Consider the following 12,372-nt stretch of genomic DNA (forward strand, 5'->3'; position numbering starts at 1 on the left):
TTTTACACAGCATCAGTCATGCATCGCACATTCGAAAAGCCGAAGCCACGGCCTTATCCGCATGCACCATCCACCCCGCAAAGGCACAACAAACCCTCGCCATCCTCATTGCAGCCTCTTGTCCTGCGAAATAAGGAATACCAAGCAACGGTGCACCGCTTTGCGCACATCCCAGCTTCCTAAATGTATAATGAGGCGCCCCTCCGCGGCTTCCTGTTTGTACAACACTTCATTAAAGAGGCACATCATGAGCGAAACGAGAATCGAAAAAGACTCTATGGGCGAGGTCGAGGTGCCACGCGACGCACTGTACGGCGCACAGACGCAACGCGCCCACAACAACTTTCCCATCAGCGGGATTCGTTTCAACCGCGATTTCATTAAAGCACTGGGTTTGATTAAACAAACGGCGGCCGTTGTGAACGCCGAGTTGGGTTGTTTGGACGGCGAGGTTGCCGATTACATCAGTAAAGCAGCCCAAGAGGTAATTGACGGAACCCACGACAGCCATTTCGTGATCGACATTTTCCAGACAGGTTCCGGTACCAGCACCAACATGAACGCCAACGAAATTATTGCCCACCGCGCGACCGAGTTGGCCAAAAGCGACGGAAAAGATGTGGATGTGCACCCCAACGACCATGTCAATTATGGTCAGAGTTCCAACGACGTGATACCCACCGCGATTCGTGTTTCCGCGGTGTTGGCGATCCACGAAACCTTGATGCCCGGCCTGAAGCGTTTGGAAGAAGCGTTCCGTTCCAAGGGTGAAGCATTGGCCGGTGTAGTGAAAACGGGCCGTACCCACTTGATGGACGCCATGCCGATCACCTTCGCCCAGCAGTTCGGTGGTTACGCATCCATGGTTCGCGCGGGTCGCAAGCGGGTTGAGTCGACCATGGTCCGTCTGAGCGAGTTGCCCCAGGGCGGCACCGCGGTGGGAACCGGCATTAACACCCACACCGAATTCGGTTTCAAGTTTGCCGCGCGCATGTCCGAGGTGACAGGTTACAGCTTCATCGAAGCCCCCGACCATTTCGAAGCGCAATCAACGGTCGACGCCCCGGCCGAAACCAGTGCGCAGTTGAAAACCTACGCGTGTAGCCTGCTCAAGATCGCCAACGACCTGCGTTGGATGAATTCGGGCCCCTACAACGGCCTCGGCGAGATACAACTCCAGCCGATCCAGCCAGGTAGCTCAATTATGCCAGGAAAGGTGAATCCGGTGATTGAGGAGTCGACGGCGATGGTTTGCGCACAAGTGATTGGTAACGACGCGACCATCACCGTTGCCGCGCAGTCCGGTAACTTCGAGTTAAACGTGATGTTGCCCGTGGTTGCGTTCAACTTGCTGCAATCGATTGAGATTTTGGGCAAGGTGAGTGGCAACTTGGCAGAACGTTCGGTTGAAGTGTTGACCGTGAACGAGGAACACATTAAATCCTTGGTCGAGAAAAACCCGATTCTGGTGACCGCCTTGAACCCGGTCATTGGTTACGATTTGGGTGCAGCCATTGCGAAGAAGGCGTTTAAAGAGCGCCGAGCCTTAAAAGACGTCGCCAAGGAAATGACGGATTTGAGCGATGCGGACTTGGAGAGCTACCTGGATCCCATGAAAATGACCCGTGGTGGTTTTATCAGCTAAGCGTCCCAAAAGGGATCCACCCATGGGTGGGGCGGCACCCAAACAGTGCCGCCCATCGGCTTCCGGTACGACGGTAAATCGCGTAACTGTGGTAGGATGCTCGGATTTGCGTGTAGGCCGCGCCCGTCTGGATCACGGGCCGGAATCTTTGACTGCCGAGGACGGAGCCCTTTATGAAATACGTTGTGCTTATTTTGGTGCTGATGGTGGCCGGCGCCGCCGCTTATTTTTTCATGGTCGACCCAAGCGCGCTCGACCGACTCCAGGGCAAGGCGCCCGCGGCCGAGCCAACCACCAACAGCCAACCCGCGACGCGCGAGCCTACCCAATCGAAGCCGTCCCCGGCCAAACCAAAGGCGTCCAAAACTCCAACCTTCACCGCACCCGACAGCGAGATGGCGTGGTTTGTCAACGGTGAGCCGGTTCCCGCGGGCGGCGACCTCCAGGTGAAAGGCGACCATTGGGTGGTGACGGGCTACAAAGACGGCCGTTACAGCCATCACTCGGTGGCGGTCGGTGCCGATGCGCCGACGATCAGCCCGACCCCAAAAAGTACGTCGGCGAGCGCCGTGTGGGAAGCCTTCCAGGGCGACGGTTCTCGGCGCGGCTTGGTCGATGCGGTGGATCGCACCAGCTTGACCAAAGCCTGGGAATTGGACCTGGCCGACCGCATCAAAGCCTCGCCGGTCATTTACGGCGACCGCTTCTACATTTCCTCCAACAACCACCTGCTCAACGCAATCGATCTCAAGCAAGGCAAACTCTTGTGGCAAGCGGAGGGCATGGGTTCCACCGTCAGCCCGGTGGCCAATGCGAGCCATGTGTTCATGGGCAACGACGCGGGTCTGTTCAACGGGTACCTGATCAAAAACGGCAAGCAAAAAGGCGAAACCTCGCTGGAAAGCTACGCGGTCGCGCTGGCCCTGATCTCGGAAGAAGCGTTTTTGGCGACAACCCGCGACCACCAGGTCCTTTCAATCAAAACCAAAAAAGGGTTTTTCGGCAAGCTGCCACTGCGCGTCAACTGGAAGGTCGATTTACCCGAACTGGGCGCGGCCAATGCAACCCCGGTCCTGGTTGACGGCAAAGCGATTTTCGTGACGGAAAAAAGCGGTCTGGTCGCACTGGATACGGACAGCGGCAAACGGATTTGGCCGGCATCGGCCGCCGCGGGTAAAGCCGACTTCACCGGCGACGGCGATATGTCGCTGAGCTTCGTCAACCGCGACTTTTTCCTGACGCCCACGCCTGCGGCGGAAAACGGGGTGATCTACAGCGCGCTTGGCAAAACGTTGGTCGCCCAGAAGGTCACCGACGGCACCATCATCTGGAAAAAAGAACTCGACAACACGCCCACCTCGTCCCTGGCCCTCGCCAACGGTCTACTTTATTTTGGCGACAACGAAGGTCGCCTGCAGGCCCGCTCCCTGATTGACGGCGCCCCGATGTTCGCGGCCAAGGTCAGTGAGCAAGCGATCTTCGCCTCGCCCGCCCTGTTCAAGGACAAATGTTTGGTCGGCACCCAGGAAGGTAACCTCCTGTTGCTGCACGCCTTCACCGGCAAACAGGTGGCCAAATCGAACGCACTCGCGGGGGCGGCCGTTAAAAGCAGCCCGGCCGTCACCAGCAACGCGGTGCTGGCGGTCAACGAAAAAGGCAAAATCGTCTGTTTCCAATAAGCGCGGCCTCGCCGCCCCAAGCCAACCCCGCCTTTCTTGCCGGCATTCGGCGCCGGCAAGAAAGGCGGCTTGGTTCTTTGTCCCAATTTTTTGTGAGATCACCGACCGGCATGCGTTAAGCAGCGCGGATGTCAATCACACGGGTTTAATGCCATACCCCCGCGGTTTCCACGACCCGAGCGGCCATTTGGCAAAAATGCGGACCGGCTCAAACTTTTTGACCCGCCGCCACGACTGAACCCATATCGCCACCCGTTCATCGGAATTTAACGTGGTTTCCAAACCGGCCGCGGGGTTTTGACCCGCCCTATTTTCACCACAAGCGAGGATCTCTTGATCAGTTACCTTTTAGCAGCCACGCTCCTTTTTAGCGGCGACCTTCACATCGAGACGACCGACATTTTTCAACGCATGGACGTCGACGAGATCGCCGTTCGCGAGGACGGCGCTGTTTATATTCTCAACTTTGATGAATCACGCATTCAGTACTACGACGCCGAGGGCAAACTCATCAAAAACATCGGCAAGCGGGGACAGGGTCCCGGTGAATTCACCTTCCCCACCTACTTCCGCTTCGCCGACAACCACCTCTTCATCTACGACGAGTTAAGCGGCAAAATCAGCATCTTCGACAAAGAAGGCACCTTCCTCAAGCAAGTGACCCTGCCCGCGCGTGGTCTGCGCATGGTTCGCGGCAGTGGTGGTTGGTTCACCTGGACCACCGAACCCGGCCATGGGAAAGCGGGTCAGGTCGCATTTAGCAAAGACGAATTCGCCACGGAACAGAACGCGGCCAAACTGCCCGATGTTGTTTGGTTCAACCAAGGGCTGCGCATCAATAACAACAACGGGGAAATCGAAGGCCAATACAGCCCGTTGTCGCTGGCACCCATGCTCGCGGTCGCCCCCGACGGCAACACCATCTACCTGGTCCCCGACCCGCGCAAATTTGAAGTCAAGGTCATCGACGGCGCTACCGGCAAGATCACCGGCACCATTCGCAAAGACGCCAAGCCGGTTCCCTTCGATACCGAATGGGCCCAAGAGCAGTTCGCCGACTCGGCGCAATTCCTGAAACGCGAGGGGATTGGCGAAGGTAAAATCAAAAAGAACTTTCCCGACTTTTTCCCGATTATCCGTGAGATTCGCACGGATCCCAAGGGCAATTTGGTCGTCAATCGTTGGCGCGGTCGTCCCGACGACAACGATTACTCTATTACCCTGGACCGCGACGGCAACGAGGGTGACAACCCCTACAGCTGGCGCGAACTGCAGCGCATTGCCGGGTTTGTCGGCAGCCACGGTTACGTGGTGACCTACGACGGTGACGAAGCGGGTCTGGCCCGTGTTCCGCAAGCCGAGGTCAAAGCCTTTTTGGAAGGCCACCCGATTGAGGACTGGAGCCGTTCCCGTTCGATCAGCATCTCGCGCTAAGGTGCGGCGGCGGCCGGGTCGGCCGCATTGATACAACGTAACTTTGGGTCTTCGAAAAGCCGTTCGTGGGAAACCACGGGCGGCTTTGTTTTTTGGCTTTTGGATTATGGGTCGGCGCCCCCTCCGCGGCCTGCCCAAGGTGCAGCACATGTGGATGCACTTCACCCGCATTGCTCACAACAGGGCGCAATGCGGGCTAGCCAAACCCGATGAAGGAAAAAACCATGGAACTGCAACAACGGGTGTCACCGATGCTAACCATCCGCCAACCCGCGAGCGCACGCGATCCATCGCGTGCGGTTTTCCTTTTGGGATTGAATCTGACATAATGCGCGCTGCACCTGGAGGTCCTCATGCAACGGATTTTGATTTCATCCTGTTTGGTTGGCGAAAAAGTACGCCATGACGGTCGCGATAAATTAAACGGACACCCCCACCTGATCCGCTGGCAAAACGAAGGCCGTTTGGTCCCTTTTTGCCCCGAGATCGCGGGCGGTTTGCCCATCCCCCGTCCCCCGGCCGAGATCCAGGGCGGTGACGGCGCCGCGGTGCTGCGCGGTGACGCCGTGGTTGAAACCAACGCCGGCAACAATGTCACGGCAGCCTTCGTCAGCGGTGCCGAGCAGGCCTTGGCCCTCGCCAAAAAAGAAGGGGTCACCATGGCCGTGCTCAAGGCCAAAAGCCCGTCCTGCGGGGTCGGTATGATTTACGACGGCGGTTTTAACGGCACCCAAATTCCCGGCTCCGGGGTCACCGCGACCCTGCTTGAACAAAACGGTATTCGCGTCTTCCACGAGAACCAGCTCGATGAAGCCGGAGCCTTTTTCGCCGAATTAAACGGCGAACGTTAGGCGGCTCACCCGCCGAACGTGAATCTGACCACATTCTCCTCAAAAGAAACACATTGCATCGGCGCATCCATTAACTTGGATCGTGTTAGCAGTGAACGCGCGGAGCTTGCCCTTCAATTCGTGCCGCCTTAAAGCGTTTTTTCGCCGGAAACGCTCCTTTCCCGTTTTCTAAAAACGGGATGCTCAGCACGGATCCAAACGCGGTTCACCATCTACACCGGCGACCTTGGCATCGGCCCAGCTACCGCGCCTGTTCTGCTTCACGCGCAACAGGCGTAAGGATTGCGGCCTAACGGCTCCGCGCCGCTTTGCACTTCCGCGGAACCGGCAACCAAGCCGCCGCACTCGGCCTCACCCGCGCTGCATGCGTTCCCGGTTCAGCCGAACCGAGCAATTTTGAGGAGTCCACATTATGAATGGCTTCGCCACCCTTCCCAGGGTTTGGTCCTATCTGATCGTCACCACCTTTTTCTTATCGTTCTCACACCCCCTTCTTGGCAAAGGCCCGTTGGCAAATATCGATGCCGACAGCAAATTCATCGTTTACTACGGGGATGACTACTACACCCGCGACGCCGCGCACAACAAGGTTGTTAACCAAGCACTGATCAACGACTTACGCCGTTTCGACGTCGTCGTCTTACAACCCAATCAACCCAACTTCACCCCCGAAATCGTGGCCAAGCTGAAGGAATCACGCAACGGCGGCGCGGATCCCGGTGTCGCCTACGTGTTCGGTTACATCAGCATCGGCGAAGATTTCTTGGCCCTGGGCACCGCGCCCTGGGTCAGCCCTCGCCCCGAGGACAACACCGGCCCGCGGGTTTTGCGCGACGGCCGCCTGGTACCGTCCCACCCCGAGGGCGGCGGCCCCATGGCCTCGTACTACATCGACGTGGAAACGCAACGCTGGAACACCACCGATTGCGCCGCGCCCTACCTCGAAGTCGAACGCGACTGCGGCACCCGTACCTGTACCAATCCCGACCTGGTCTTGGCCACCTGCAACCCGCTGGAAGACAACGTCGCCGACCTCAACACCAACTTCCTCGGCTACATGGTTTATCCCGACGACCTTTGGTTGGAAATGCTGAAAACCATGCGCATCGGCGGCGGCGCCCCCTTCTCGGATCGCGTTACCAAAGCCGGTCTGTTACAAATCGTCGGTGACCGACCCGCGGACGCAAACCTGCTCACCGACCGCACCCAAAACTTCGGTATGGACGGCTTTTTCTTCGACACCATCGACACCGCCGGTCCCTATCAGGACATCAACTGGTACCCCTGGACCCAGGCCGCCATGAAAACCCTCATCAAAAACATCGCCGAGGATCCCGACTTCGCGGACGACAAGATCTTCGCCAACCGCGGCGGTTTCTACTTCCAAGCCGGCCTGCAAAGCCCGGCCACCGGCGCCTTCCCCATCGATGATTCCATCGCCCCTTACATCAACGCCTTTTTGTTCGAGAGTTACCTCTACGACAGCGCACCCGGCACCAACGAAGGGCCCCTGGGCGAAAGCGAGTTCTACACGGACAACCGCTTGGTGCAGTTGCCCAAAATCCTGGCCGAGGCGGCCCGACCCGAGGGTTTTACCGTCTTCACCCTTGAATACGATTCCGGCCGCGCCACCACATACGGTGAGGCCGTTCCCGACGCCGTCATCGCGCAAACCCGCGCCGCCTTCGGCGCCACCACCTACCTCGCCGACGACGGCAACCTCAACACCGTCAACCTGACCATGGTGAATGCCCTGGACCAAGTGGTTGCTCAAGACACCGAGGCCCCCGTTTGGAACAGCACCGCGCGGTTGTATTTGACCGGTGACGGTGCCGTGGACGAGGCCGTCCGCGTCGGCGCCCAGGCCGCCGTCGCCGGTGATGCAGCCGGTACCGCGATCATTCGTTGGGATGTGGCTCAGGATGCCTCCCTGCCCGTTCAATACGTGCTTTATTACGGCACCGCCGACACCATCAGTACCGCCCAATCACGCGTGCTCGACGCCGCGGACATCGATCGCGGCGAGGGTTACAACCACAACCCGCGCAACGCCTTCCCCTACCAAACCACCGTTTCTGAATTGGGCGACGGTACTTGGTATTTCTGGATCCGCGCCCGCGACGCCCACGGCCACGAGGATACCAACACCAACGTGCAGCGCTTAACCCTCGGCGCCGTTCCCAGCCATCCGACGCGGCGCATCGTGCTTGACGGCGACCTGTCCGAGTGGGCCGACTTCACCGGGTTCATTGGTGACAGCGCCGACATTGACCACCCGGTCGCGGGCGCGCAAATCGACCTGCTCGACCTGCGTTTCGCCCACGACGCCGAACGCCTGTTTGTCGCCTACGAACTCGAGTCCTTCACCACCTTCAACACCTGGGGTTTCAACCTCTACCTCGATACCGACAACGACCTTTCAACCGGTTTCACCAACTACGGGAACTTCGCAATCGGCGCCGATTACCTGGTGCAAAGCGGTAGCTTGTACCGTCGTGAAAACGAAGCTTGGGTGGCCACCGGGGCCGACGTTCAGGTCGGCACCGATCCCCACGTTGAGCTGTCGCTGCCCTTGGCCGCACTCGGCAATCCCGCCGAACTGCGCGCCGTCTTTGTGGGCAACAGCATCGCGCTGCCCAACGGCGTCGACGCAACCGATTATGTTCCCGACGGCGCCGCCGCCGCGGCCGGCGGCAACGCCTTCCAGAGCTACAGCACCGCCGCCGTCACCAACCCCGTGGCGGCAGGTGCAATCACCGTCGGCGACGGCAGCGCCGCGGACTTCGCACCGCTGACCGCCTTCCCCGAGGACGCCGACGACATCAACCTCCCCGCCGGTCAGGCTGAAAACATCGACTGGCGTTCCGTCACCACCGCCCACGATCCCAACAACCTCTACTTCCTCTACGAAGCCTATGGGTTGATTCAGGTCGATTACTTCCTGCAGGTCTTCATCGACACCGACGGCGACCGCACCACCGGTTACTCCGGCATCAGCGACGCATTCCCGCTTGGCGCGGAATACATGATCGAAGGCCAGTGGCTGTACCGCTTCGACAGCGACGACCAATCCCAGTGGAGCGGCGCCTGGACCTGGCTGGGCACCGTGGGTTACTCCTGGTTCAGCAACTACGGAGAAATCTTCATTCCCCGTCCCTGGATGAACAACCCGACCCGGCTCCAGATGTTCTTCAAAGGCCGCAACAACGACGGTACCGGCGTCGTCGAGGACCTCTATCCCGACCGCGCCCTGTCTCCTGAAGCCGCTCGCTTCGAATACGTGCTCGACTAAGCGAAACACCGAGAAAAACCATCCCAACGGCGCCGGTCCTTACCGGCGCTTTTTTTTATGTTAGAGTCACGGCAACACAAAGCAAGAGGTGAACCGTGACCCAAGCATCAGCCACCATCGATTGGGAACACTACCGTAACGAAACGCCCGCCTGCCGCGACATCCTCCATTTCAACAACGCCGGCGCGTCCTTAATGCCCGATCCCGTTCATCAAGCCGTTGTCGATCACCTCGAACTGGAGCGCACCCGCGGCGGTTACGAGGCCGCCGACCTCACCGAAGCAGCGCACGAGGCGTTTTACCCCGTTTTCGCGCGACTGCTCGGCGCCCAACCCGAGGAAATCGCCTACGTCGAAAACGCGACCCGCGCCTGGGACATGGCCTTTTACGCCGTCCCTTGGCAAGCGGGCGACCGCATCCTCACCCACGGTGTCGCCTACGCCTCCAATTACATGGCCTTCCTCCAAGTCGCCAAACGACACCGTGTTGCCATCGACCTCGTTCCCTCTGATGAAAGCGGCCAGGTTGACGTGAACGCCATGGCCGAGCGTGTCAACGCACGCACCAAACTGATTGCGCTCACCCACATCCCATCACAGGGCGGCCTGATTAATCCCGCGGCTGATGTAGGCGCCTTGGCCCGCGACCGCGGCATCTTGTTCCTCCTCGACGCCTGCCAATCCGCCGGCCAGCTTCCCTTAAATGTCGCGCACCTCGGTTGCCACATGTTGTCGGGCACCGGTCGCAAGTTCCTGCGCGGCCCGCGCGGCACCGGCTTCCTTTACGTGAGCAACGCCGTCATCGACCAACTCGACCCACCCTTCATCGACCTGCACTCGGCGACCTGGACCGCCGTCGACCAATTCGTCTTCCGCGCGGGCGCACGCCGCTTCGAAAACTGGGAGAGCTACCTGGCGGGCAAAATCGGCCTCCGTCACGCCGCGGAATACGCCATGGCCATCGGTCTCGACGCCATCCAAACCCGCAACCAATACCTGGCCGCCACCCTGCGCCGGCGGTTACGCGACATTCCCGGCGTCGCCGTCCACGACCAGGGCCGGAACCAATGCGCCATTGTCACCTTCACCAAGGCAAACGAGCCATGCCCCGAACTGGCCAAACGCCTGTTCGCCCAAAAAATCAACGTGTCGGTCAGCACCGTGCAAACCGGCCGCCTTGACTTCGCCCCGCGCGGCCTGAACACCGTCACCCGCGCCTCGGTTCACTATTACAACACCGAGGCGGAAATCGAACGTTTTTGCGAAGCAGTGGCGGACTAAACACAAGCATTTCTCAAAAAACAACTTAAACCACGCAAGAAATAAACCACACAAAACAGACATGCTTCACAAAAAAAGAAAACAACACAAAACACGGGTTATCCTTTAAAATACGAACCTAATCCAAACCCCTGTTAAAAACCGAATATCGCACACCCCACACCGAACGGCGTCGCCCTGTTTTGCACTTCTTCGATAACTTTGTTGCGGCACCTGCTTGGGGGGTCCTCTCTTAACGGGGCAATGGCTCATTTTTTTAAATTGTAGGTGTGTGGTTATGCCGCGGTCCTTCTTTGTTTGGCTTGCCTTGGCTTGTGCCGTCTGCTTCGCCCAAAACCCTCCTTCCGTTATACTCGACCCCTTGCCTGAATTCACCCGCGAGGACAGCGTCACCCTTTCCGGGACCGTGACACCCGCCGACAGTGTCGTGACGCTTGGGTCGCTGGCCGTCACCGTCAATCCCGACGGCACCTTTTCCCACGGCCTTGCGTTGAACGACGGTTTTAACAGCTTCTTTTTGGCCGCTACCCATGGCGATGATCCCCCGTTTCAACGCGGCATCACCCTCACCCGCGACACGCAACCGCCCACCTTGACCCTCACCGGCGTTTCCGACAGGGCGCGGGTCAACCGCACCCCGTACACACTCGTCGGGCGGGTCGCTGACGACCACGACGACCGGCTCACCCTCACCCGCGACGGCAACCCCGTCGTGTTGGAAAACGGTGCCTTCCGCGACCCCGACCTCGCCCTTCAACCCGGTGACAACCGCTTTACCTATCTGGTCACCGACCGCGCCGGCAACAGCGCCGAACAAAGCATCACCCTCTCTTTTAACGATCAGCCGCCGCAACCCATCATCACCGCCCCCGACCATCTTGCCGCCGGCGACAACTTCACTTTCGCCGTCTCCTTCGCCCAGCCCGAACACATCGCCACCTACCGCGTCAGCCTTAACCAAACCGCGCTGCATCAAGCCGAGGACGGTGCCCCCTTCCAAATCCAACAGGTCGCCGACGGGAACGAAACGCTGTTGCGTTTTTCCGTGCAGGCCGAGGATCTTTGGGGCAATAGCGCAAGCACCGAGCACCTTGTCCACATCGCCTTCCCCGCCTTCGGGTACGGTACCCTGCTCGACGACCGCGACAGCCGCCCCCTCGCCGGCGTCGCCCTGCGGGTCAGCACCCCGTTGCAAAGCCAAGACCTGGTCAGCGGGCCCGACGGCGATTACCAATTCGCCCTTTCCGGTTCGCCCGTCACCCTGGAAATTCGCGATCCCACCTACGTCCAGGCCCGTCGCCGCCTCGACACCCCCGCGGGCGGCGGGCGCCGCTTTGCCGATTGGCGCCTGACCCCGCGCGGCCCACCCCAATCCACCGCCGTGCCTTTCCAGAACGACCAGCTCGATCTGCGTTTCAGCGGATTCACCGGCACGCCCCGTGTCTCGCCTTTTACCGCCCAGGCCCAGCCCGTCCCGCTCCCGCTCGATTGGACCCCGCTCGCCGGCTTTGAACTGGCCGACGTCGGCGGCAGCGGCCGCATCGAGGCCGTTTTCCGGCGCCTGCCCTACACCGTACCCGCCGGCGCCACCCTGGTCCTGTTCCGCGCCGAGCAGGACGGCTGGCGCTTGGTATCCTTATTAAATGGAACCCTCGCCGCCACCGTCGACACCCGCGCCGGCGTCTTCCTGCTCGCCGCCCCCGCCGGTGCGACCAACCTCCCCGCCGTCGGTGACCTGATCCAGCGCACCCGCGACCACCACCTCGGGCTCAGCCAATTGAGCACCCTCACCATCGATCCCCCCGTCGTTTCGCTGCTCAAACAACCCCAAACCGAGGTCACCGTCACCGCCGCGCCCACCGCGCCTTCAGGCTCCTGGGCCCGCGTCCACGCCCGCGAACGCCACCAACACATCGCCGGCCCCATCGACCTCCCCGAACACACCCTCGACCTGCTCCTCTTTCGAAATCCCTTCGACCCCGCCGCGAGCATGCGCGGCTCCCTCGAGGTCCATACCCGCATGGACATCGACCGCACCCAAACCCGCAACGCCCATGTCCTGTTCACCGGCATCGCCTACCCACCCCCCGTCGACGGCTACCGTTTCCAAAACGAGGTGCGCCTGGAAACCCTGAAGCCTGACCTTCCCCAATGCCGGCAGCCAACCCGTCAACGCCTTCGCCGACACACC

Annotated in this window: 7 protein-coding genes; all 7 read left to right on the forward strand. The window is 60.1% G+C overall.

Translation table 11 applies throughout. The features are described from left to right. Positions 1-247: 247 nt before the first annotated feature. Positions 248-1,645 (forward strand): class II fumarate hydratase, encoded by a 1,398-nt coding sequence (locus tag J3U88_RS21080; RefSeq protein WP_207860957.1) that lies wholly within the window; start codon positions 248-250, stop codon positions 1,643-1,645. 173 nt (positions 1,646-1,818) lie between these two features. Beyond that, on the forward strand, positions 1,819-3,324 hold the full coding sequence (locus J3U88_RS21085; protein ID WP_207860958.1) for an outer membrane protein assembly factor BamB family protein: 1,506 nt from the start codon (positions 1,819-1,821) through the stop codon (positions 3,322-3,324). A 333-nt stretch (positions 3,325-3,657) separates the two neighbouring features. Further along, positions 3,658-4,758, forward strand: a complete 1,101-nt coding sequence (locus J3U88_RS21090; RefSeq protein WP_207860959.1) for a 6-bladed beta-propeller — start codon at positions 3,658-3,660, stop codon at positions 4,756-4,758. 353 nt (positions 4,759-5,111) lie between these two features. After that, entirely contained in the window at positions 5,112-5,609 is a 498-nt protein-coding gene (locus J3U88_RS21095) for a 2-thiouracil desulfurase family protein (protein ID WP_207860960.1), read from the forward strand. 412 nt (positions 5,610-6,021) lie between these two features. Further along, entirely contained in the window at positions 6,022-8,901 is a 2,880-nt protein-coding gene (locus J3U88_RS21100) for a hypothetical protein (protein ID WP_207860961.1), read from the forward strand. Positions 8,902-8,996: 95 nt separating this feature from the next. Then, entirely contained in the window at positions 8,997-10,181 is a 1,185-nt protein-coding gene (locus tag J3U88_RS21105) for an aminotransferase class V-fold PLP-dependent enzyme (protein ID WP_207860962.1), read from the forward strand. 277 nt (positions 10,182-10,458) lie between these two features. Beyond that, the coding region (locus tag J3U88_RS21110; protein WP_207860963.1) for a hypothetical protein at positions 10,459-12,372 on the forward strand (1,914 nt) is incomplete at its 3' end.

It is taken from the genome of Acanthopleuribacter pedis, from assembly GCF_017377855.1.
In the GTDB taxonomy this organism is placed as follows: domain Bacteria; phylum Acidobacteriota; class Holophagae; order Acanthopleuribacterales; family Acanthopleuribacteraceae; genus Acanthopleuribacter; species Acanthopleuribacter pedis.

What these genes read in the sequence shown, in the direction of transcription:
- J3U88_RS21080 (WP_207860957.1), top strand. Translation starts at nt 248, where the DNA reads ATGAGCGAAACGAGAATCGAAAAAGACTCTATGGGCGAGGTCGAGGTG.
- J3U88_RS21085 (WP_207860958.1), top strand. Translation starts at nt 1,819, where the DNA reads ATGAAATACGTTGTGCTTATTTTGGTGCTGATGGTGGCCGGCGCCGCC.
- J3U88_RS21095 (WP_207860960.1), top strand. Translation starts at nt 5,112, where the DNA reads ATGCAACGGATTTTGATTTCATCCTGTTTGGTTGGCGAAAAAGTACGC.
- J3U88_RS21100 (WP_207860961.1), top strand. Translation starts at nt 6,022, where the DNA reads ATGAATGGCTTCGCCACCCTTCCCAGGGTTTGGTCCTATCTGATCGTC.